The organism is Variovorax multivorans (assembly GCF_051216835.1).
Taxonomy (GTDB): domain Bacteria; phylum Pseudomonadota; class Gammaproteobacteria; order Burkholderiales; family Burkholderiaceae_C; genus Variovorax.
The window spans coordinates 544,276-565,110 of record NZ_JBPJZL010000005.1 but is presented as its reverse complement, the minus strand read 5'-3'; the positions used below and the strand labels follow the sequence as shown (position 1 = coordinate 565,110).

Annotated in this window: 21 protein-coding genes; 16 read left to right on the top strand and 5 right to left on the bottom strand. The window is 64.9% G+C overall.

What is annotated here, in order from left to right:
• Window positions 1-24 precede the first annotated feature (24 nt).
• Window positions 25-1,563, bottom strand: a complete 1,539-nt coding sequence (locus ACSFCA_RS16010) for a peroxidase family protein (RefSeq protein ID WP_435460164.1) — start codon at window positions 1,561-1,563, stop codon at window positions 25-27.
• Between the two features lie 160 nt (window positions 1,564-1,723).
• A complete protein-coding gene (gene pdxR, locus ACSFCA_RS16005; protein WP_435460163.1) occupies window positions 1,724-3,229 on the bottom strand; it encodes a MocR-like pyridoxine biosynthesis transcription factor PdxR in 1,506 nt (501 codons plus the stop codon).
• 95 nt (window positions 3,230-3,324) lie between these two features.
• On the opposite strand from pdxR, the gene ACSFCA_RS16000 reads away from it, so the two are divergent.
• Complete coding sequence (locus tag ACSFCA_RS16000) at window positions 3,325-4,038, top strand: GNAT family N-acetyltransferase (protein WP_258353639.1); 714 nt, start codon at window positions 3,325-3,327, stop codon at window positions 4,036-4,038.
• A 10-nt stretch (window positions 4,039-4,048) separates the two neighbouring features.
• On the opposite strand, the gene ACSFCA_RS15995 is transcribed toward ACSFCA_RS16000, so the two are convergent.
• Window positions 4,049-4,966 (bottom strand): LysR family transcriptional regulator, encoded by a 918-nt coding sequence (locus ACSFCA_RS15995; protein ID WP_435460162.1) that lies wholly within the window; start codon window positions 4,964-4,966, stop codon window positions 4,049-4,051.
• Between the two features lie 122 nt (window positions 4,967-5,088).
• On the opposite strand from ACSFCA_RS15995, the gene ACSFCA_RS15990 reads away from it, so the two are divergent.
• Window positions 5,089-6,645, top strand: a complete 1,557-nt coding sequence (locus ACSFCA_RS15990; protein ID WP_435460161.1) for a M20/M25/M40 family metallo-hydrolase — start codon at window positions 5,089-5,091, stop codon at window positions 6,643-6,645.
• A gap of 17 nt (window positions 6,646-6,662) precedes the next feature.
• Here the strand turns inward: ACSFCA_RS15990 and ACSFCA_RS15985 are convergent, their stop codons facing one another.
• Window positions 6,663-7,505 carry a symmetrical bis(5'-nucleosyl)-tetraphosphatase gene (locus ACSFCA_RS15985; RefSeq protein WP_435460160.1) on the bottom strand — a complete coding sequence of 281 codons (843 nt, stop codon included), beginning with the start codon at window positions 7,503-7,505 and terminating at the stop codon, window positions 6,663-6,665.
• 23 nt (window positions 7,506-7,528) lie between these two features.
• Here ACSFCA_RS15985 and ACSFCA_RS15980 point away from each other — a divergent pair, with 23 nt between their 5' ends.
• From ACSFCA_RS15980 to ACSFCA_RS15950, 7 genes are all read left to right on the top strand, one after another.
• The gene (locus ACSFCA_RS15980; RefSeq protein WP_435460159.1) at window positions 7,529-8,842 is read left to right on the top strand and encodes a hemolysin family protein; all 1,314 of its coding nucleotides are present in this window, start codon (window positions 7,529-7,531) and stop codon (window positions 8,840-8,842) included.
• Between the two features lie 10 nt (window positions 8,843-8,852).
• On the top strand, window positions 8,853-9,830 hold the full coding sequence (locus tag ACSFCA_RS15975) for a lipopolysaccharide kinase InaA family protein (RefSeq protein ID WP_435460158.1): 978 nt from the start codon (window positions 8,853-8,855) through the stop codon (window positions 9,828-9,830).
• Between the two features lie 27 nt (window positions 9,831-9,857).
• The gene (locus ACSFCA_RS15970; RefSeq protein ID WP_435460157.1) at window positions 9,858-10,838 is read left to right on the top strand and encodes a VWA domain-containing protein; all 981 of its coding nucleotides are present in this window, start codon (window positions 9,858-9,860) and stop codon (window positions 10,836-10,838) included.
• Between the two features lie 7 nt (window positions 10,839-10,845).
• Window positions 10,846-12,186, top strand: a complete 1,341-nt coding sequence (locus ACSFCA_RS15965; RefSeq protein ID WP_435460156.1) for an adenylosuccinate synthetase — start codon at window positions 10,846-10,848, stop codon at window positions 12,184-12,186.
• Window positions 12,183-12,620, top strand: a complete 438-nt coding sequence (locus ACSFCA_RS15960) for a hypothetical protein (protein WP_258353645.1) — start codon at window positions 12,183-12,185, stop codon at window positions 12,618-12,620. Before ACSFCA_RS15965 ends, ACSFCA_RS15960 begins: the two co-directional genes overlap by 4 nt.
• Window positions 12,621-12,698: 78 nt before the next feature.
• Complete coding sequence (locus ACSFCA_RS15955; RefSeq protein WP_435460155.1) at window positions 12,699-13,847, top strand: DUF4419 domain-containing protein; 1,149 nt, start codon at window positions 12,699-12,701, stop codon at window positions 13,845-13,847.
• A 22-nt stretch (window positions 13,848-13,869) separates the two neighbouring features.
• Window positions 13,870-14,748 (top strand): alpha/beta hydrolase, encoded by an 879-nt coding sequence (locus tag ACSFCA_RS15950; RefSeq protein ID WP_435460154.1) that lies wholly within the window; start codon window positions 13,870-13,872, stop codon window positions 14,746-14,748.
• A gap of 30 nt (window positions 14,749-14,778) precedes the next feature.
• On the opposite strand, the gene ACSFCA_RS15945 is transcribed toward ACSFCA_RS15950, so the two are convergent.
• Window positions 14,779-16,026, bottom strand: coding sequence for an MFS transporter (locus ACSFCA_RS15945; protein ID WP_435460153.1), 1,248 nt, complete (start codon window positions 16,024-16,026; stop codon window positions 14,779-14,781).
• A gap of 69 nt (window positions 16,027-16,095) precedes the next feature.
• On the opposite strand from ACSFCA_RS15945, the gene ACSFCA_RS15940 reads away from it, so the two are divergent.
• From ACSFCA_RS15940 to ACSFCA_RS15910, 7 genes are all read left to right on the top strand, one after another.
• Window positions 16,096-16,890, top strand: a complete 795-nt coding sequence (locus tag ACSFCA_RS15940; protein ID WP_435460152.1) for an AraC family transcriptional regulator — start codon at window positions 16,096-16,098, stop codon at window positions 16,888-16,890.
• A 28-nt stretch (window positions 16,891-16,918) separates the two neighbouring features.
• Window positions 16,919-17,455 carry a GrpB family protein gene (locus ACSFCA_RS15935; RefSeq protein WP_435460151.1) on the top strand — a complete coding sequence of 179 codons (537 nt, stop codon included), beginning with the start codon at window positions 16,919-16,921 and terminating at the stop codon, window positions 17,453-17,455.
• Between the two features lie 15 nt (window positions 17,456-17,470).
• On the top strand, window positions 17,471-17,611 hold the full coding sequence (locus tag ACSFCA_RS15930) for a hypothetical protein (protein ID WP_435460150.1): 141 nt from the start codon (window positions 17,471-17,473) through the stop codon (window positions 17,609-17,611).
• A 45-nt stretch (window positions 17,612-17,656) separates the two neighbouring features.
• Entirely contained in the window at window positions 17,657-18,103 is a 447-nt protein-coding gene (locus tag ACSFCA_RS15925) for an SRPBCC family protein (RefSeq protein ID WP_435460149.1), read from the top strand.
• Window positions 18,104-18,111: 8 nt separating this feature from the next.
• Entirely contained in the window at window positions 18,112-18,951 is an 840-nt protein-coding gene (locus ACSFCA_RS15920) for a DUF6348 family protein (protein ID WP_435460148.1), read from the top strand.
• 332 nt (window positions 18,952-19,283) lie between these two features.
• Window positions 19,284-19,598, top strand: coding sequence for a 1-deoxy-D-xylulose-5-phosphate synthase (locus tag ACSFCA_RS15915; RefSeq protein ID WP_258353654.1), 315 nt, complete (start codon window positions 19,284-19,286; stop codon window positions 19,596-19,598).
• Between the two features lie 671 nt (window positions 19,599-20,269).
• Complete coding sequence (locus tag ACSFCA_RS15910; protein ID WP_435460147.1) at window positions 20,270-20,815, top strand: hypothetical protein; 546 nt, start codon at window positions 20,270-20,272, stop codon at window positions 20,813-20,815.
• The last annotated feature ends 20 nt before the right edge of the window (window positions 20,816-20,835 follow it).

Sequence of the window (20,835 nt, the reverse complement as noted above, 5' to 3'; positions counted from 1 at the left end):
AGATCAAGACGCCGAGCGCTCCAGTCAGGCTTGGGTCACGCCGTCGATGGGGCTTACGTCGCCTACGAACTGCAGCAGGTCCACCATCGTAAAAGTCCCAGGCGTGCGCGAGGGAAGAGTCGGCGTCCAGTCCGGGCCTTTCTTCCAAAGGTAGGACTCATGATCGCCGTGGACCAATCCGATGAAGACTTCCGCCACGATACGCGCGCCCACAGGCCCCAACCGCTCGCCGCCCTCTCTGACCGACGCTTCCTTGAGGATGTAGTACCACAAGGGCGTCTGCTCATGTAGTCCCTGCGCCTTGGCCACCGCGCCGTCCGTGCCGGACGAGATCTCGGCGCTTGTCAAAGGGTTGGGCACTTCCATTGACTGCGCAACCGATTGGCCTGAAGGCAGTCCGAGCATCACGCCCCGCTTCAGGTTCAGGAACGGCAGGCTGGCACCGCCAGGCAGCGTATGCAGCGTCTTGACGACGAAAGGATCGATGCGCCGCGCATGATTGAGCGTGACCCCTGGTGGGTTGTTGCCGAAATCGTAGAAGCGCCGCCAGTCGATGATCCAGTTGCTGGCGAGCTTGCCTATCGGAGTCGGAGCGGTGAGCGGATTGGGCGCCAGGTCACCCACGATGCCACCAGAGAGGCCGGAGAACGCGAAGAGAAGTCCCAGCGAGGCGGGTGCGAGCCCGCCCGGGGTGAAGACCCTGTTGTGGCTGTAGACCTCCCGGACCATGCTGTGTCCGAGCCGGTAGGCCGCACCGGAGAACTCCACGGGCATGTAGGGCGTCTTCTTGAACCGGTAGAACTGGCGGCCCTCGTTGAGAATGCGAGCCACGATGCCGTCTTCGGTGAGCCGTTCCACGAAGTCGTGCAGCACGAGCCATTGATAGTGCCAAGTCACCTCGCGCCGGGCTTGAAAGAAGAGCTCGGCGGGCGTGGGAGCCGTTGGCGAAGCCATCAGCAGGTCCACCACCTTGTTGTGGAACTTCATGAAGGCCAGATGAGTTTGTGCGACCAGCAGGTTCTCGTCATTGCGATGGTCGCCGATCAAGGCCTGGCCCTCGGGGCTTCTCGGAAGGTCGTTGGGGAACACGCCAGGTATGTCGGCCGCATTCTGTTGAAAGCCCAGGGTGGTCTTGCCGATCAGCAGCTTCGCGCTCGGCGCGTTGTTGGGGCCGCGGGCGTAGAGGTGCGGGCTGCCGTCCGGACCTCGCCCATAGATCGAGTCCAGGTCCAGCGCCGGCGTCCTGAAGTTCTCGACCCCGGTCGGGTCCTCCAGCTTGTCGCCGATGGAGGTCAGATCCAGCGTGATGTCGTGGTCGACGAACTGGCCCAGATAGGTGAACCCCGCCGGCACTCGTGCGTTGTCTGCGCTGCTGTTGTCGTCCAGCATTGCAGCGGCGAGCGCCTTCAACTTGTCGTCGGAAACAGAAAGAGGCGCCAGGTGAGGGAACATCCGGCCGAACATGCCCGGGTCGCCATGCCCAGCGAGCGCATCCAGCGATCCTTTGGTGGGGTGGCGGCCGGCTCGGCCGTGCTTGGGATCGACACCGATTTCATCAGTCATGACGAATTCCTTTGCTTCGTGTGTGGGGCTTCGAGCAACATGATCGGAGCGGGTTTGCATCCTACGGAGCGGCAGAAGAATTCATATACGCTGCTCGCGGTAGGCCGGTTGTTTGCGATAGACCGGTTGCGCTAGGAAAGCTCTACAACGAAGAACTCACTCAATAGCCAGGTTCTTTGTTGGGACCGTCCAACCTTCCTGCCGCGCGTGCGAGTTGCGACAACTGCTTCACCAGCGGCTCGAATAGCTCCGCCGGCGTGTTGCCATACCCCAGCACCAGCCCGTTGTCCGACGGCGTGGGCTGCAGCGCGAAGCCCGATAGCGGTGTGGGCGCGATGCGATGGCGCAGCGCCTTGGCCGCGATAAGTCGATCGTCATAGCGCGCGGGTAGACGCACCGTCAGATGTAGGCCGCAGTAGCCACCGTCGATCTCGTGTAGCACTTTGAAATGTTTGTTCAGCGCGAGCCGCAACGCTTGCTGCCGGTCGCGGTAAAGCCGGCGCATGCGGCCCAGGTGCCGGCTGAACTGCCCGCTCTCGATGAAGTCGGCCATGGCCAGTTGCTCGTGGCGGTGCCCGCCGCGCAGCATCTCTTCCAACGGCGCCTGCACAGCAGACATCAACTGGGCAGGCAGCACAAGAAAGCCCAGCCGCAGCGACGGAAACATCGTCTTGCTGAAGGTGCCGACGTAGAGCACGGGTGCGTCGTCCACCAGCCCCTGCATCGCGCCGATGGGCTCGCCCGTGTGGCGGAATTCGCTGTCGTAGTCGTCCTCGATGATCCACGCGCCATGCCGGCGGGCCTGCGCGATCAGGTCGAGGCGGCGCGCGATGCTCAGCACGGAACCCACCGGGTACTGGTGCGAGGGCGTGGTGTAGATCAGCCGGGGCGGGTGCTTCTGCCAGTCGCGCTCGTTCACGCGCAGGCCTTCAGCGTCGACCCGTACGGGCACGATGCGCATGTCGCCCGCGTGCATGGCAGCCTTCACGCCGCGGTAGCCCGGGTCTTCGACCCAGCCGATGTCGCCGGGGTTGGACAGCAGCCGCACGCACAGCGAGATGGCTTCCTGTGCGCCTTCTGCAATGACGACCTGCTGCGGCTCGCAGCGCACACCGCGTGCCACCGAAAGGTGCCGTGCGATGGCCGCGCGCAGCGCTGATTCGCCCAGCGGATCGCCATAGCCCAGCGCGGCAGAGCCGGCACTGCGGATCGCCCGGTCGAGCGCGCGCCGCCATGCGGCCGACGGAAAGTGCGACAGCGCGGGTACGCCGGGGCGCAGTGCCATGTCTGTCTCGGCGCGCGGCACGCTGGGCTTGATGTTCGAGAGGCGCAGCGCGGTGGTGGGCGTGCCGGCTGGCCTGCCTGCGCGCTTTCGTGGAAGGGCGGGCGACGAAAGCTCGGTCACGCGCGTGCCCTGTCGGTCGGGCCGCACATAGCCTTCGGCCGCCAGGTGCTCGTAGGTTGCGGTGACGGTGTTGCGCGAGATGGCGAGCGCCTCGGCGAGCGCGCGCGAACCGGGCAGGCGACTGCCCGGCGCAAGGCTGCCGTCGAGGATGGCGCGCTTGAGCCGGTCGTGCAGCTGGCGCTGCATCGAACCGGCGTCGCGCTCCTTCACGAGCGGAGATTCGAGCAGGGCAGTGGAGGAGGGGATTGGGCGTGGCACCATGGAATAAGGCATGCGTGGCACTTTCATTGGAGCCACGATGCGGGTACTTTACGTCCTCCGACCTTGCCGCTCCAGTTTTTCAGAAAGACACTCGCATGCCAGTCCGCCATAACGAATTCGGCCAGTCCATCGGCCCAGACCTGCCCGAATGGACCCCGCGTTCCCTGCCGCCGCGCCGCCCCCTCGAGGGCCGCTTCTGCACCCTCGAGCCGCTCGATGCAGCAAAGCACACCGACGACCTGTACGCCGCCTATGCGCAGGCCCCGGACGGCCGCGACTGGACCTACCTGGGCGTGGAGCGGCCCACCGATATCGACAGCACCCGGGCCTACGCCGAGCGCATCGCGAAGAGCACCGACCCGATGCACTTCGCCGTCATCGACAGGCAAAGCGGGCGCGCCGTCGGCTCGCTGGCGCTGATGCGCATCGACCCCGCCAATGGCGTCATCGAGGTAGGAACGGTCAATTTTTCGCCGCTGCTCAAGCACACGCCGATGTCCACCGAGGCGCAATACCTGCTGATGAAGCTCGTCTTCGACGAACTCGGCTACCGCCGCCACGAATGGAAGTGCGACAACTTCAACGAACCTTCGAAGCGCGCAGCCCTGCGGCTGGGCTTCCAGTACGAAGGACTCTTTCGCCAGGCCGTGATCTACAAGGGCCGCGGCCGCGACACGGCGTGGTTCTCGATCATCGACAGCGAGTGGCCGGCGTTGCGCACCGCCTTCGAGCGCTGGCTGGCGCCCGAGAACTTCGATGCGCAGGGCAGGCAGCGCATGTCGCTCGACAAGTTCCGCCTGCCTTCCTGAGCCTGCATCGTCACTGCGTACCGGGCGCAGGCAGCACCTTGCACAGGAAGTCGAGAAAGGCACGCACCACCTCGGGCAGCGTGCGCCCGGCCAAGGTCTGCAGCTCGACCGAGCGCGCCCGCATGCCGCGCTCGCGAATCTCCGCGGCATGCAACTCGCCGCGCCGCACGCGTTCGCGCACCGTGATTTCGCCGGCAATCGCAAGGCCGCCGCCGTGCAGCACGAAGCTGGCGAGCGCCTCGAAACGGTTGCTCACCAGCGCGGGCTCGAACACCACGCCGCGGTTGCTGCAGGCCACGTCGAACAGCTGGCGCACGGTGGTGTCCGGCCCTGACAGCCCGATGGGAAACGGCAGCATCTGCGCCAGCGTCACGCTGCGCTGCTTCGCCAGCGCATGGTCGGGCCGCATCAGCGCGAACACCGAGGCCGCCTGGCGATGCGACACCCGAACGCCCTGTACCGCGGCGCGGCTGTAGGTGAGGCCGATGTCGGCATCGCCGAGCAGCACGGCTTCGGTCACGTCGGCGGGGTCACAGGCCTTCAGCTCGAACTGGATGCCGGGGTGCAGCGGGCGGAACGCGACGATGGCCTGCGGCAGGAACTCGTTCGCGAAGCCCGACGAGCAGGCGATGCGTACATGCCCGCGCTGCAGGCCTTGCAGTCCCTGGATGTCGGACACAACGCGCTCGGCTTCCAGCGCACCGCGTCGCGCGTGCGCCGCCAGCAGCTCCCCGGCTGCGCTGGGCGCCATGCCGCGCGGGTGGCGCTCGAACAGTGGCACGCCCAGCAACTCCTCGAGCATGGCCACCTGCCGGCTGATGGCCGATGCACTGACGTTGAGGCGCGTGGCCGCTTCGGTCAGCGAGCCGCCGCGGACCACCTCGAGAAAGTAGCGAAGCGAGGTTTCCTGCAGGCGATGGGAGGACATGGCGGCGGACGCGGGTTGGCTGCGTTGCAAAAAAAGCAAAGATATCCCGAAAAATCGGCAATTGTTCAAAAGCACGCGTTTGCCTAGACTGCCTCGGAACTGTCACAAAGCGGAACCCGCCCATGCCTTTACAGCGCAGAACCTCGCGCAGCTCGCTCGCGCTGCTCTCACTGGCCTTGCTCGCAGGCGCCTGCATGACCTGCATGGCCGCAGCCGCAGAACTTTCCCCGGCCGATGCCGAACGCCATGCGCAGGCCACCTATCGCGAGTACTTCGAGCTTCTGTCCTTGCCCAACGATGCGATCTCGCCGGAGGACATCCGCAAGAACGTCGAATGGCTGGAGCAGGCCTTCCGCAAGCGCGGCTTCACCACGCGGCAGTTGCCCAACGACGGCAAGCCGATGCTCTATGCCGAGTACCCGGGCAGCGACCCCACGCGCAAGACGGTGCTGTTCTACATGCACCTCGATGGCCAGCCCGTCATTCCCGCGCAATGGGCGCAAAAGAGCCCGTGGACGCCCGTGCTCAAGCGCAAGGCGGCCAACGGGGGGTGGGAAGAGATCGATTCGGCGCCGCTCTTCAGCGGACCGCTCGACCCCGAGTGGCGCGTGTTCGGCCGCGCGTCGGCCGACGACAAGGGACCGATCATGATGATGCTCGCGGCCATCGACGCCCTGAAGGCCGGCGGCGGGCAGCCGGCGGTCAACGTCAAGGTGATCCTCGACAGCGAGGAGGAAAAAGGCTCGCCGTCGATCAGCAAGGTGATGCAGGCGCACCGCGACCTGCTGCGCTGCGACGCGATCGTGATCCACGACGGCCCCATGCACGCCACCAACCGGCCCACGCTGGTGTTCGGCAACCGCGGCGCGGCCAGAGCCCAGCTCACGGTGTACGGCGCCAAGGTGCCGCTGCACAGCGGGCACTATGGCAACTACGCGCCCAATCCGGCGCAGCGGCTGGCCAGCCTGCTGGCCTCGATGAAGAACGATCAGGGCCGCGTGACGGTGGCCGGCTACTACGACCACGTGAAGATCGGCGAGGCCGACCGCAAGATCATGGCCGCCGTGCCCGACGACGAGGCCGCACTCAAGCGTCGCCTGGGTATTGCCCAGACTGACAAGGTCGGCGCCAACTACCAGGAGGCGATGCAGTACCCCTCGCTGAACGTGCGTGGCATGGCCGCGGCAGCGGTGGGCGACAAGGTGGCCAACATCGTGCCCGACAAGGCCGTGGCCGAGATGGACCTTCGCACCACGCCCGACTCCGATCCGACCTACCTCGGCCAGCTCATCCAGAAACACATCGAGCGCCAGGGCTACCACCTGGTCAAGGGCGAACCGACCGACGAGGAGCGCAGCCGCTACGACAAGCTCGCGAGCTTCTCCTACCAGAGCGAGGGCGGCGAAGCAGCGGGCTCGCAGATCGACTCGCCCGTGGGGCGGTGGGCCTACAGGGCGCTGAGCGACACCTTCGGCGCCAAGCCCGAGCCGGTGCGCATCCGGATGATGGGCGGCACGGTTCCCACCGCCGAGATCGTGCGCGTGCTGCCGGTGCCCTTCGCGATCATTCCGCTGGTGAACGCCGACAACAACCAGCATGCAGCCAACGAGAACCTGCGCATGGGCAACTACGTGAGTGGCGTGCGCACCGTGTACGGGCTGATGACGCAGGCGTTCTGAGGTCCTTCAGCCGAGCTTCAGCCCGGCTTCTGCGCCTGCTCGCACTCGACCTGGATCAGCTCGCGCTCGTCCAGCGTCGCGCCGATGCGCACCGCGCTCAGGCAGCCGCCCCACACGCAGCCTGTGTCTGTAGAGAGCAGGTCGGGCCGCGAGAGCCAGCCCAACGTCGACCAGTGGCCGAAGGCGACCGTGGCGTTGGCCGTCTTGCGCCCGGGCACGTCGAACCAGGGCATGAAGCCTTCGGGCGCGGTGGCCGCGCTGTCCTTGGCATCGAACTCCATCACGCCATCGGTTGTGCAGAAGCGCAACCGCGTCAGTGCATTGACGATGGCGCGCAACCGGGCGCTGCCCGTGAGCGTGTAGCTCCATTGCGCCGGCTCGTTGCCGTACATCGACATCAGGAACTCGCCCAGCGCCGGCCCGCGCAGCACCGATTCGACCTCTGACGCCAGCACCAGCGTGTCGCCCACCGTCCACTGCGGCAGCACGCCCGCGTGCACCATCAGCAGATCGCCGTTGCCTATGCGCATGTGCAGCGCCATGTGCTGCTGGCGCACCCATTCGAGCAGGGTCTCGATGTCGGGCGCGGCCAGCAGCTCGGCCAGGGTGTCTTTGCGGCCGGCCTTGCGCGCGCCGTGCGCCACGCCCAGCAGGTGCAGGTCGTGGTTGCCCAGCAGGCTCAGCGCCGAGGCGCCGTAGCCCTGCACGCGGCGCAGCACCGCGAGCGAATCGGGCCCCCGGTTCACCAGGTCGCCCAGCAGCACGATGGTGTCTCGGCTGGGGGAGAAATCGATCTTTTGCAGCAGCCGCCCGAGGGGGGCGTCGCAGCCCTGCAGGTCGCCAATCAAGTAAAGTGACATTCCCTCATTCTCTCCCTCAGTTCATGGATGTCTTCCTCCTGGCCTTGTTGACCACGCTCAACGCGTTGTTCGCAATGTCCGAAATGGCCCTTTCCACCAGCCGGCGCGCACGTCTCGCGGCACTGGCCGAAACGGGAGACACCGGCGCGGTGGCCGCGCTGAAGCTGATGGAGTCGCCCACGCAATTCCTCTCGACGGTGCAGATCGGCATCACCTCCATCGGCATGCTCAGCGGCATCGTCGGCGAGGCTGCCTTTGCCGAGCCGCTTGCGGTGTGGATGGAAAGCGTCGGCATGGGTCGCGGCACCGCCAGCATCGCGTCTACCGCGGTGGTCGTCACCTGCATCACCTTCTTCACCATCATCTTCGGCGAGCTGGTGCCCAAGCGCATCGGCCAGCTCTACCCCGAGCCCGTGGCGCTCTGGGTGTCGCGCCCCATGCGCGGGCTGGCCAAGGCCGCCAAGCCTTTCGTGTGGCTGCTGGCGGGTGCCACGGCCACCATGCTGAAGGTGCTGCGCATCGACGCCAACGCGGCTCGCTCCGTCACCGAAGAAGAGATTTCGGCCAGCCTCGAAGAAGGCGTGGACGCCGGCGTCATCGAGCAGCATGAGCACCAGATGGTGCGCAATGTGTTTCACCTTGATGACAGGCGCCTGTCGTCGCTGATGATCCCGCGTGCCGACATCGAATGGCTCGACGCCTCCTTCAGCGTGCAGCAGGCGCTGCAGAAGGTGGCCGAGGCGGGCGCGCTCAACCTCGTGCATTCCTGGTATCCCGTGTGCCGCAACTCGCTCGACGACGTGGTCGGCGTGATCAGCGTGGCGCACCTGCTGCGCCTGGGCGCCGCACACCCCGGTGTGCTCGGCCAGGAGGCCACGCCCGCCGTGTTCGTGCCCGAGACCCTTACCGGCATGGAGCTGCTGGAGCAGTTCCGCGCCCGCGCCGGCCGCCTTGTGTTCGTGGTCGACGAATACGGCGTGGTGCAGGGCCTCATGACCCCGCGCGACCTGCTCGAAGCCATTACCGGCGAGCTGCAGCCCGGCATGCAGACCGACGCCTGGGCGCGCGAGCGGCCCGACGGCGTGTGGGAGCTCGACGGCCTCATGCCCGTGTCGGAGCTGCGCGCGCGCCTGGGCATCCGCGAGCTGCCCGACGAAGAGCGCAACCGCTACAACACCGTGGCAGGCCTTCTGATGGCCGTGTCCGGTCATCTGCCCGAGGTGGGCGAGCACATCGACTGCGCCGGCTGGTGCTTCGAGATCGTCGCGCTCGAAGGCCGCCGCATTGATCGCGTGCTGGCATCGCCCGACCCGGCGGCGCCCCCCAAGGAAGACTGAGGCGCGGGCCATGCTGTCGCTGCTTGCTCTCAGCTGCCCGCAATGTTCTGCGCCGCTGCCGCGCGCCGCCCGCTGGCGCACGGTGAACTGCAGCTACTGCGGTGCCACAGTCGTGCGCGGCGAGGAAACCGTCGAGCGCGAGAGCTTCCGCGCCGCGCTGCGCCGGGCCAATGCCGACGTGGCCGGCGGACGCATCCTCGCGTGGCGCGGTGCGCGCTACCGCGTGCTGGCGCCGCTGGCTACCGGCGAGCACAGCGAAGTACTGCTGGCCGAGCGCCTCGGCGCATTGCCCGAGCGCGTCACCATCAAGCTCGCACGAGACAGCGCGGCCAACGACGTGCTGGTGCGCGAAGGCGCGGTGCTGCAGGCCCTGCAAGACTTGTCGGTGCCCGGTGCTGCCTACTTCACCCGCCGCCTGCCGCAGCCCTTGGGCGTGGGCGTGGCCGAAGGTCTGGGCGACGGCGCCCGCCAGGCGCTGGTGCTGCGCGATCCGCCCGGCTTCTGGGGCAGCCTGCAAGACGTGCAGCAGGCCAATGCACAAGGCATCGACCCGCGCCATGCCGTGTGGATCTGGCGCCGCATGCTCGAAGTGCTGGCTTTCGTGCACGGCGCTGGCTGGACGCATCGTGACCTGTCGCCCGCGCACGCGCTCGTGCATCCGCGTGATCACGGTGTGCTGCTCGTCGGCTGGTCGCGCGCTCAGCATGCGACCGGCTCGGCCCAAGGCTTCGCTGTTGCTCGCGACCTCATGCAAGCCGCCTGGACCGTGCGCGCCGTGCTGCATGGCGGCGCGGCCGGCGAGCCCGGCTTCGGCTCTCACACCCCTGCACCGCTGGTCGCCTTGCTGCGCCAGTGCAGCGAAGACGCCGCCACCTGCCGGCGCCTCGGTGCGCAGGGCATCGAGCAAGAACTCTCCGCCGCATCGCGCGAAGCCTTCGGCGCATCGAAGTTCGTTCACTTCGACCCCGCGCCGCGCGTCGGCGCCTGAACCGCAGTCATCAAGGAAGAAAAGCTCATGGGATACGGAAACTACTCGCACGCCGCCCACACGGCGCTCATTGCCGATCGTGCCGCCAAGCCCGGCGCCGAGGTCTTCACGCAGCGCTCCACCCACCCGCTGATGAACCCGAAGGGCCTGAAGGTGCGTGAGTCGCGCGACAACGCCGACCACCCCAACTCGCTGGGCATCGTCTTCGCGCTCGACGTCACCGGCTCCATGGGCGACATCCCGCAGACCCTGGCGCGCCGCGAGCTGCCCACCTTCATGAAGCTGCTTACCGATTGCGGCGTGGCAGACCCGCAGCTCATGTTCATGGCCATCGGCGACGCCACCTCCGACCACGCGCCGCTGCAGGTCGGCCAGTTCGAGTCGACCGCCAACCTCATGGACCAGTGGCTCACCTGGAGCTATCTCGAAGGCGGTGGCGGCGGTACCGGCGAAGAGAGCTACGAGCTGGCCTTCTACGTCATGGCGCAGCACACCGACATGGACTGCTGGGTCAAGCGCAAGAAGCGCGGCTACCTGTTCGTTACCGGCGACGAGCTGCCGTACCCGGCCGTCTCGCGCCACCAGGTCGAAGGCCTAGTCGGCGAGAAGCTCGACGAGGACATTCCCATCGAAGAAGTCATCGCCGCCGCGGCCGAGACCACCAACCTGTTCTTCCTGATTCCCGACGCCCAGCGCCGCCGCCGCTGCGAGCCGCGCTGGCGCGAATTGCTGGGCGATCACGTCATCTGCATGGATTCGCCCGACGATGCCTGCGCCGTGGCCGCCGGCATCGTCGCCCTCACCGAGAAGGCCGTGCCCAGCCTCGAAGCGCTGGCCGGCGTGATGAGCGGCACCGGCATGGCCAAGGAGCGCGTCGGCGGCGTGCTGCATGCGCTCGACGGCTATGCCGCGCTGCTCGACCCGAGCGCATCGCGCCGCGCACCGCCGGCCGTGGCCACCGCGGCAGCGGGCCCGCGTTCGTCGTGGTGGAAGCGGCTTTTCGGCTGATGGCCGTGTGACTGCCGCCACGCGCTACGTCTCGCTGCTGGGCCTTGGATTCGGAGACTGCGGCAAGGGACTCTTTACCGACCACCTGTGCGGCGCGTTGCAGGCCCACACCGTGGTGCGCTTCAACGGCGGCGCGCAGGCCGGGCACAACGTGGTGCTGGCCGACGGTCGGCATCACACCTTCTCGCAGTTCGGCGCCGGCAGCTTTCAGGCGGGCGTGGGCTCCGTGCTTGCGAGCCCGGTGGTGGTGCACCCGACGGCACTGCGCGTAGAGGAAGCGGCATTGCGCCGTGTGGGCGTCGAAGACGCCTTCTCGCGTTTGCTGATCGACGCACGCTGCCGCGTGACCACCCCGTTCCATCAGGCTGCAGGGCGGTTGCGCGAATGGGTGCGAGGGGAGGGCGCGCATGGCAGTTGTGGCGTGGGTGTTGGCGAGACCGTGCGGCACGCGCTTGCTTCACCCGACGAAGCCTTGCTCTACGGCGACTTGCTGCAGCCCGCACGCGCACTTGAAAAACTGGAAGCCTCGCGCACCACGCTGCTGCGCGAGTTCGCAACCAACTCAGTTCCCTCGCATGCCGATGCCGCGCAGGAGCTCGCCATGCTTCGAGACGACACGCTCGCACAGCGCTGGCTGGATGCCGTGGCGCCGTGCCTGAAGCAGTCGCCGCCCGCAAGCTCGGACCGCATCGCTGAACGCCTCGCGCAGCCCGGCACCATGATCTTCGAAGGCGCGCAGGGCGTGCTGCTCGACGAGTGGCGCGGGTTTCATCCGCACACCACGTGGAGCACCATCTCGACCACAGCGGTCGAAGCGGTGCTGCGCGACATGAGCATCGATGCGCCCGTGCAGCACCTCGGCGTGCTGCGCAGCTATCTCACGCGCCACGGCTCAGGTCCGCTGCCCACGCACGACCGCGCGCTCGACGCGCGGCTGGCCGAACCGCACAACGCTGACGACGGCTGGCAAGGGGCGTTTCGGCGAGGGCATCCGGATGCGGTGCTGCTGAGGTACGCGCTCGATGCGGTCGGCAAGCTCGATGGGTTGGTGGCGAGCCATCTCGATGCCATCGAAGGATCGAACCTGCGCTGGTGCTCGGGCTATCGCAGCGCAGATGGTTCACGGCTCGACTCGCTGCCTCTCAGCGATGCGCCTGACCTCGATCACCAGCATGCCCTGATGCAACTGCTGCAAAGCGCGCAGCCGCTGTACGAGTCCGATGCCGTCGCCACGCCGCAGGAATGGATCGAGCGCGTCGAGACCCTGAGCGGCCTTGCCGTGCGCTACGGCGCCTTCGGCCCGATGCGGAACGCGGTGAGCGCACTGAAGCCCATCATTCGTCTTTGAAAGACATCGTGCCCTGCAACATTCCCCTGATCGTCGGCGCCGCACTCAGCGCCATCGCCGCACTGCTGCATATCTGCGTGATCTTCGGTGGGCCCGCGTGGTATCGCTTCTTCGGCGCGGGCGAGCGCATGGCCGCAGGTGCGGCGGCCGGGCATCTGTATCCGCCCATCGTCACGTTGCTGATTGCGTGCGTGCTGGGGGTGTGGGCCGCGTATGCGCTCTCGGGGGCAGGGGTGCTGCAACCGCTGCCGCTGCTGGTGTTCGTGCTGCCTGCAATCACGGCTGTGTACCTGTTGCGCGGGCTCGTCGTATTGGCGTTGTTCGTCTTCGATCGGCGGCGCTTGACGGCCTTCTGGGTGTGGAGTTCGGCGATCTGTCTCGTGTTCGGCATCTTCCATCTGGTCGGATTGATCCAGGTGTGGGATAGGCTTTGAATTTGTCGAATGCGCGTCCGATCGGTTCGTACGCATCTGCGCATTGGTAAAAAAATAGATGAAACAAGGGATCAAGACATGAAGAAATTCGTGGTTTCCGATGTGGCCCGTGGCGGGCCATGCGAGACGCTCGATGCGCAGGAAAGCATCCGCAGCCTGCTCGCCAAGCCTGTCGAAGACCTGTACTGCGCGGCCTCTCGTCTCGTCTCATGCGATACACAGCATGCCTTGGTGAAGGCAGCGCACGACGCCTTCTACGATCACCATCCCCTGGTCATCCGACCAGACGACATCTGGTTCTGCATTGCCCAGGGTTTTGCGACGCATGTGGGGCAGAACGTCGAAGCGCTCCGGTCACGATTCGTCGCGCATGAAGGCAAGAAAACACTCGTTGTTGAAAGAGCAGACTTCGTTCTCGGCCAGCCAAACCCATGGCCCGAAGTTTTCGATGCTTTCTCCGCTCAGATCGGTGAACATGTGGGCGAGCTGAGGGACGTTGTCGGTGCCCGCTTCTCGACCACCACACCTACCGAGGCAGCCGCGTTCGACGTGTGCCTGATGGAAACCTTCGAGGGGTACTTCGACTATGAAGTGCGCTGCGGTTGCGGCATTCCTGAGATCACGCTGCTCGGCACCCCGGAAGACTGGGCTTCGATGATCCCGCGCGTGAAGCAGCTCGCGACCTACGGGCTCGAGGAGTGGGGTGAAACGCTCTGCGGTGTTCTGGACAAGATCCAGCGCGCTGCAGCGGGCGAGGTCGACATCGATTTCTGGCGCTCTTTCTTTCGCTACCAGAGTGGTTCGGGGTCCTCCGAGCTGACCGGCTGGATCGTTACCTTGTTCCCCTACCTGATCGTCGATTGGAGAACCAAGGCGCTTGGGCCAAACAAGTACCTGGGCAACTGGAAGGCGCACTTCGACGCTGCGAATGCGCGCACGGGATGGCTGCGTTACGACGTGCCATCAGAAGGCCCTGGCATCCATGCGGTGCCGCAGGCGCTGGCCAGCGCGCCCTTGCGCTGCATCGATCTGCTGAACGGCTCGAAGAAAGAGCTGCGATTTGTGGCGGGTATGTTCGGCGTCGCGCAGGATGGTGACACCGGCGCGCTGTCGGCGAGCTTTGGATGGGCGGTGGTGCATGAGCTGGCGGTTGATGAGGCCGCCAGCCCGCTTGCCGAGCCAGTGCCTGTTCTCGATGAAGTCACGGGACAGTCTGGCTTCCACTAAAACCATCATCAAGGAACGCGACATGGAGACAAGAGGGATTCTTCGCAGGCTCATGTTCACAGCGGGCTGCGCCCTGCTGCTGGGTCTTTCAGGCTGCGGCGGAGGAGGCGGTGGTGGCGGAGGGGGCGGAGGGGGCGGCGCAGCGGTATTGCCCGTAGCTCCTGTAGTCACCACACCGCCGCCCGCGAACACCTCGAGCGGCCGGGTGGTCAGCATCTCGATGAAGTCGGATGCCACGGGCGCGACCTATCCCATCCAGTTCTATCTGCCGGCCGGATACGACAGCGCGACGTCGTCCTATCCCGCGATCTACATCACCGATGGCGACGCCGTCTACAACAACAGCGTGACGCGCTTCAAGAACTTCACGGACATCCTCGAGGCGGCGGGCAAGAAGGCGATCGTCGTTGGCATCGGCGGCACCGCGCGCCGCAACACCGACTATCTGATGCCGGGTGCCAAGGCGTACCACGACTTCCTCACCGGCCAGCTGGTGCCGTACGTCGAGTCGAACTACCGTGCCAACCCGGCCAAACGCATGCTCTCGGGCTTGTCGAACGGCGGCATCTTTGTCGCATGCGCCTTCTTCATGGAGGGCGCGAGCCAATTCACCTTCCAGTATTTCTTCTCTTCCGAGGCGCCTTTCAACGGCGCACACGACCAGATCGATCCGCTCGAAAGCCAGATGTACGCGAGCAGCAGCGGGCGGGACATCCCCGTGACCTTGCTGCTCGGATATGGCATCGGCAACGTCGGAGGAACGGTGATCACCGCGATGTACGACCAGATCGCCAGTCGCAACTACAAGGGCCTGCAGCTGAGCGTGAAGGGCTATCCGGGCGGCCACACGCAGATGGACTTGCCGTCCTTCGAGGACATCGTGGCGAGGTTCATCGATTAGCAGCGCAAGCCGGTCCCCTTCTTCCATCGGTCAGGCCCGGCGGGTGCCCTTGGGCAACAGAGCCGCCACCACGCCCAGCAGCGGCAGGTAGGCGATGGTCTGGTAGACGAAGGCGATGCTGGTGTGGTCCGCGAAGATGCCCAGCACCGCGGCGCCCAGCCCGCCCATTCCGAAGGCGAAGCCGAAGAACAGGCCCGACACCATGCCCACCTTGCCCGGCATCAGTTCCTGCGCATAGACCAGGATCGCAGAGAAGGCCGAGGACAGCACCAGCCCGATCACGACGGTCAGCGCCGTGGTCCAGAACAGATCGGCATGCGGCAGCAAAAGCGCGAACGGCGCCACGCCCAGAATAGACACCCAGATCACCGGCTTGCGACCGATGCGATCGCCAATGGGGCCGCCGACCAGCGTGCCCAGCGCCGAGGCGAACAGGAAGAAGAACAGGTGCAGCTGCGCGCTCTGCACTGACAGGCCGAAGCGCTCCATCAGGTAGAACGTGTAGAAGGTACTGATGCCCGCAACGTAGAAGTACTTCGAAAAGATCAGCACCAGCAGCACCGCGATGGCGCCCATCACCACCTTGGGTGGATACGGCGCCGCGGCGGCCGGCTTCTTGCGGCCGGCGGCGGCGACATGGTGCGTTGCATACCAGCGGCTCACCTGCAGCAGCAGGACGATGCCCAGCAATGCCGCCAGCCCGAACCAGGCCACGCTGCGCTGGCCGAAGGGCACGATGACGGCGGCAGCCAGCAGCGGCCCGATGGCCGTGCCCGTGTTGCCGCCCACCTGGAACACCGATTGCGCGAAGCCGTGCTGCCCTCCCGAGGCCAGCCGCGCGATGCGCGACGACTCCGGATGGAAGATGGACGATCCGATACCCACGAACGCCGCGGCCAGCAGCACGAAGCCGAAGCTGGGCGCGAAGGCCAGCAGCATCAGGCCAATCAGCGTGGACACCATTCCGAAGGGCAGCGAATACGGCTGCGGCCGGCGGTCGGTGAACAAGCCCACCAGCGGCTGCAGCAGCGATGCGGTCAACTGATAGGTCAGCGTGATCAGCCCGATCTGGGTAAAGCTCAGCGAGAACTCGCCCTTCAGGATGGGATACATCGCCAGGATCAGCGACTGCATCATGTCGTTGATCATGTGCGAGCTGCTAATGCCGGCGAGGATGCCGAAGGCCGGCTTGGCTTTTTGAGAAGAAGAGGTCGGATCGCTGGCCGCGCCGGTCGGCGTGGCGCTGGCGTCCAGGGATGCTGCTGCGGAGGTTGTCATGGGAGAATTATCGAAAGCGCCGCAGCGCCTGTCTCGCGCCAATCCACCAGAAACCCTCGCGAAAAGGACATGGACTCATCTCGCAAGCCCAAGGCCCTGCCTCAGGTGCTCAAGGAGATCGACGACGCGCCCACGCCCGTCACCGGCCGGGCCACCGACTACCCAAGCGGCTGGTACATCGAACCGCACGTGCACGCCAAGCACCAGCTGATCTATGCCGTGCGCGGCGTCATGGTGGTGCAGGCCCGGGCGGGCCGCTGGGTGGTGCCGCCCACTCGCGGCATCTGGATGCTGGCCGGCATGACCCATGAGATCCGCTGCATCGGGGAAGTGCACATGCGCAGCCTGCAGGTGGCGACCGATGCCGCTCCCAAACTGCTGGGCGAGACCCGGGCGGTGGGCATATCGCCCCTGTTGCGCGAACTCATCCGAGCCGCCATGGAGGTGCAGCAGCCTTACGTGCCCGGCACCCGCGACGGCCGCGTCATGCGCTTGATCTTGGACGAGCTGCGTGCCTTGCCGGTGCTGCCACTGCACCTGCACATGCCGTCCGACCCGCGGCTGTTGCAGATCTGCGAACTGCTGCAGCAGCAACTGGACGACTCCTCCACCATGGCCGATTGGGCGCGGCGCCTTGCGGTGAACGTGAAGACCATCCAGCGCCTGTTCGTGAACGAGACCGGCATGACCTTCGGCCAATGGCGGCAGCAGGCTCGGCTGCTGCGGGCGCTTGAGCTGCTGGCGGCCGGAGAGAAAGTCATCGATGTTGCCCTTGCACTGGGTTACGAAAGCCCCAGTGCCTTTGCCACAATGTTCCGCAAGCAGTTCGACCAGACGCCCAGCCAGTTCTTCGCCGAAGGCTGAGCCCTCGCGGTAATCATTGGAACGAGCCATGAAGATCGACGCATTCGACGAAGGCCTTGAGCACCGGAATATCGTTCCGTATGACGCTGCATACGCCCGAGTCTTCGCCGGGGTGCAAGAGTACGTGCGAATGCATCTGAGCGACGTGGAACTCGTGCACATCGGGAGCACGGCGGTGGTCGGACTGCGTGGCAAGCCGATGATCGACATCACGGCGATCACGTCTCGCGATGACCTTCGGGAAGAGCAGAGGGCGTTCGAGCGCATCGGCTTTCACCGTCGGCCGGTCTGGGTCGACAGGGATGAGAAGCCGTATGTCTGTGGCTCCGTCTTGCACGAAGGGCGGCGCTTCAACGTCAACATCCACATCTGTCATCGCGGCGATCCTGTTCACAAGGATTCGCTGGCCTTCATCGACATACTCAGCCGCCGCCCGGATCTGCGCAGAAGGTACGAAGAAGCGAAGGATCGTGCCCATGCGGTAGACCCGGCCAATCCCCAGGTCTACAACCGGGAGAAAGAGGCCGTGATCAAGGAGATAGAGGCGCAGATTCCGAAGGCCTGAACAAAGGACGGATGCATGGAAGTTCATCAAATTGGCGCTTCGGAACTCAAGGATCTTCTGGCCTTGTACAGGCATCTCCACGACGCCGATGACCCCTTGCCCGACGCCGCAACTGTCGCAAAAGCGCCTGCCGACCAGGGCCGTTCCTTTCCGTGAGCCTCGGAACGAGGCTCATCCTCTTCACTTCAGGAGAACACAACCATGGCTACCAACACCGTCCGTCTGCACCGCGTGCTGCGCGCTCCGTCAGACCGGCTCTACCGTGCCTTCGTCGAGCCCGGTGCTTTCGAGCGCTGGCTGCCACCATTCGGATTCACCGGAAAAGTCCACAGCATGGAGCCCGTGGTCGGAGGTGCCTGGCGCATGTCGTTCACTAACTTTGGAGCCGGCCACAGCCACTCGTTCGGTGGGAAGTACCTGGAGCTCGTCCCCGGCCAGCGCATTGCATACGACGCGACGTTCGACGACCCCAACCTGCCAGGCACCATGAAGACCACCGTGACGCTGACCCCTGTGTCCTGCGGCACTGAAATGTCCGTCGTGCAGGAAGGCATCCCCGATGTCATTCCTGTCGAGATGTGCTACCTGGGCTGGCAGGAGTCGCTTGTCGCACTGGCCCAGTTGGTCGAGCCGAACATTCCGGGTTGAGGGGGCGCTTGCAGCTTGCGCTCAGCCTTGGCCGGGTGGTGCCACCTCTCATCTCTCTGGAGAAGGGTGTTGCGACCTGGCCAGAATTTGCTGACCAAAACTTCAGAGGAAAGGGTAATTCAATGCACCCTGTGATCCGTCTTTTTGCAACCCTCATCGTGTTGTTGAGTAGCGTGGCACACGCAGGACAGGGGCGCGAGTACGTCAACTCCTATTTCGAACTCTGGCTCAAGGCCCACAACTTCACGAAATTCGAGAAGACGCCGAATGGGCTTTTCTTCCCCGCGCAAGGGGTACTTCTCGACGGTGAGATCCATGAGGCAAAGGAGTTTTCCTCCAGCAAGTTGTACTCGGTCGAATCCCGGGTTTCCATCACGTTCAAGGGTGGGCGTCGGCTCGACGATTTTGTCGTGGGCATAGGGAGCACCGCCGAGGAAGCGTTCAAAGACTCGCTGCAGAACTTCTGTCTTACGACGTTGCACCCGATCTACGCAGAGCTCTTCGATCATGCCGACTCCCATGTCAGAAAGGATGCATGGGAGATCAACGGCACTCGGCGCCGGATTTTCTTGTCCGAGTGGGGGCAGCGGGGTGTGTCGATCAATGAGGCCACCCAGAAGCAGATCGAGCAGTTGATCGCTGCGGAGTTGCGGAACAGCTCCCCGACAAAGGAACTGCAATGGGCGAAGCTGGTTGTTCTGATCGTCAAGGGGAAGGTGGAGCAGGTGGTGTTCACGGTCAACGGCATGCAGGACGAGCGCATTACGCGACGGCTCTCCGCCTTCAAGTGGCCAGCCTCCGGCGAATTTACGATGGCGAAATTGTTCTTTGTGATCGGCGGGGTGTAGTCGCTCGAGCTGGCGCCGCCCTGTGTGCAGATGGAACTCACGGGCGACAGCCAGGCATCCGACCCGCGCGCCATGCCGCTTGCCGCGTACGTGGCGGAGGTCATGCAGCTGCTCCTCAACAGCGCGCGCTCTCCTGAAACAACGCCGCTGCCTCTTGCGCCAACTCCGCCGCGAGCCAGAGCACGTTGTTCAGATGTTCCCTAGGAAGTCTCGATTTGCGGGAATAACTTTTCTTCAGCCCACAATGGCAGCTTGAGTACAACGAAGTCGTGGCGTCGGGTTTCTTTTCCACTTCTTCACAATGGGAGCGCGACCTGATGAAGAGCCGAATCATGTACATCGAAGCGAAGTCGGGCGGCCTGACAGGACCGGCCCGCATCGGCCGAGTCACCAGTTCCAAGTCGGGGGCAACCCTGTACTACGGAGGAAAGGCCTTTCGCAGCCTGAAGGGAAGCGGCTTCAAGTCGAACTATTTCGACGTTGAAACCGGCGAGCACTATTGGATTTCAGGGCCTCGACGGGACGGGAAAGACGCCCTCTATGCGACGCACATTCGGCCCGTTATAGACGATGACGTTCGAGACGAGTATTGGTCGAAGATTCGCGGGGAGGCGGTGCTATGCGGGGGTGAGAAGCAACTCGCGTGAGTGCCGGTAGGCGCGACCCAGGGGTTCTACCAAGCAGCAAACTTCAAACCATGCCAGCAGCAAATATGCAGAAGTCCCGCTCGATAGCTCGGCGGGCACTAGTTCTTTCCGCGGTGTTATTGGTGACAAGCGGATGTGCTCCCATCGAAGTGAGGGAAAGTCAAAAGCTTGATGCCGTCTTGACAGCTTCCAAGGGAGCGCCGCCTGCAAAATTGGCTCAGAAGTTGGCTCTGCAAGGCTATACCTGTACTGCAGCCCTGAGGTTCCATCGAGCAAGAAGGCGATGCTGCAGTGCTCAAGTCAGAGAGACAACCTGTGGCCGCCCTACTCTTGCATCTTCCGCGTCGACCTGGAAGCTGAACCGCAGGCAGGCTCGAGCGGAACATCTCCAGTCGTGAGCCATGCATGCGCTGGACTATAGGCGGAATCCGGCCAGGCCCAGTCGCTCGGAAACTCGACTCAGCTCGCCCGGTAGTGGGCGTTCGAAGCTTCCGGGCAAGGGTGCGTTGGACCGCTGGAAGCCTGCCTTCGAGTACGATGCGCCTCGACTACGGGGAGCGCGCATGCGAATTGGAATCCGTGGCCGGGCCGTCGTGACGCTGAGCCTTGCTCTGGCGTGTGCAATTGGTCTGGCGCAAACCCCGTCCGAGCGGGACGGCAAGCTATCACCCATGAAGCTCGAACACGGCGTTTCTATTGACGCGCCGATCGACTGGATAGCGTCCAACACAGCGGGACGCCAAGCACTACTCGGAAAAATGGCGTCGACCTCCGGGGACGCTGGGCGCATCGCCCAAAAAGAGTCGATGGTGACCACGCTACTTGCGCGTCAGGCTGGGCCCCAGCCGTTCGGTACGAGCGTGCGCATCGTGAGCCAGCCTCCCAACACCTCCGAAGCCACTATTGCAAAAGCCACTGAAGAGGATCTTCGTGCCTACTCAAAGCAGGCCGAAATGGTCATGAGCAGCACGCTCCGCTCGTTGGGCATGGAACTTCTCAAGCTTTCACCTTTGCGGCGAGTTACGCTAGCGGGACGCCCCGCACTGTTCAGCGAGGCGGTGCAGACGACGCCGAGAGGCGATCTCTATGTACGGCAGTACATCGTGGCGACAAGTGACCACAACTTCCGTGTGACGTTCCAGATGCAAGACAGAGAGCGCGCGACCTGGATGCCCATGGTGGAACTGATGGAACGGTCGATAAAGTTAGCGGATTGAACAGCCGTCAAAGGCCGGCG

Excerpts from the sequence above, each read along its gene's own strand:
- ACSFCA_RS16010 (WP_435460164.1), bottom strand. The coding sequence starts at position 1,563 with ATGACTGATGAAATCGGTGTCGATCCCAAGCACGGCCGAGCCGGCCGC.
- pdxR (WP_435460163.1), bottom strand. The coding sequence starts at position 3,229 with ATGGTGCCACGCCCAATCCCCTCCTCCACTGCCCTGCTCGAATCTCCG.
- ACSFCA_RS16000 (WP_258353639.1), top strand. The coding sequence starts at position 3,325 with ATGCCAGTCCGCCATAACGAATTCGGCCAGTCCATCGGCCCAGACCTG.
- ACSFCA_RS15995 (WP_435460162.1), bottom strand. The coding sequence starts at position 4,966 with ATGTCCTCCCATCGCCTGCAGGAAACCTCGCTTCGCTACTTTCTCGAG.
- ACSFCA_RS15990 (WP_435460161.1), top strand. The coding sequence starts at position 5,089 with ATGCCTTTACAGCGCAGAACCTCGCGCAGCTCGCTCGCGCTGCTCTCA.
- ACSFCA_RS15985 (WP_435460160.1), bottom strand. The coding sequence starts at position 7,505 with ATGTCACTTTACTTGATTGGCGACCTGCAGGGCTGCGACGCCCCCCTC.
- ACSFCA_RS15980 (WP_435460159.1), top strand. The coding sequence starts at position 7,529 with ATGGATGTCTTCCTCCTGGCCTTGTTGACCACGCTCAACGCGTTGTTC.
- ACSFCA_RS15975 (WP_435460158.1), top strand. The coding sequence starts at position 8,853 with ATGCTGTCGCTGCTTGCTCTCAGCTGCCCGCAATGTTCTGCGCCGCTG.
- ACSFCA_RS15970 (WP_435460157.1), top strand. The coding sequence starts at position 9,858 with ATGGGATACGGAAACTACTCGCACGCCGCCCACACGGCGCTCATTGCC.
- ACSFCA_RS15955 (WP_435460155.1), top strand. The coding sequence starts at position 12,699 with ATGAAGAAATTCGTGGTTTCCGATGTGGCCCGTGGCGGGCCATGCGAG.
- ACSFCA_RS15950 (WP_435460154.1), top strand. The coding sequence starts at position 13,870 with ATGGAGACAAGAGGGATTCTTCGCAGGCTCATGTTCACAGCGGGCTGC.
- ACSFCA_RS15945 (WP_435460153.1), bottom strand. The coding sequence starts at position 16,026 with ATGACAACCTCCGCAGCAGCATCCCTGGACGCCAGCGCCACGCCGACC.
- ACSFCA_RS15940 (WP_435460152.1), top strand. The coding sequence starts at position 16,096 with ATGGACTCATCTCGCAAGCCCAAGGCCCTGCCTCAGGTGCTCAAGGAG.
- ACSFCA_RS15935 (WP_435460151.1), top strand. The coding sequence starts at position 16,919 with ATGAAGATCGACGCATTCGACGAAGGCCTTGAGCACCGGAATATCGTT.
- ACSFCA_RS15930 (WP_435460150.1), top strand. The coding sequence starts at position 17,471 with ATGGAAGTTCATCAAATTGGCGCTTCGGAACTCAAGGATCTTCTGGCC.
- ACSFCA_RS15925 (WP_435460149.1), top strand. The coding sequence starts at position 17,657 with ATGGCTACCAACACCGTCCGTCTGCACCGCGTGCTGCGCGCTCCGTCA.
- ACSFCA_RS15915 (WP_258353654.1), top strand. The coding sequence starts at position 19,284 with ATGTACATCGAAGCGAAGTCGGGCGGCCTGACAGGACCGGCCCGCATC.
- ACSFCA_RS15910 (WP_435460147.1), top strand. The coding sequence starts at position 20,270 with ATGAAGCTCGAACACGGCGTTTCTATTGACGCGCCGATCGACTGGATA.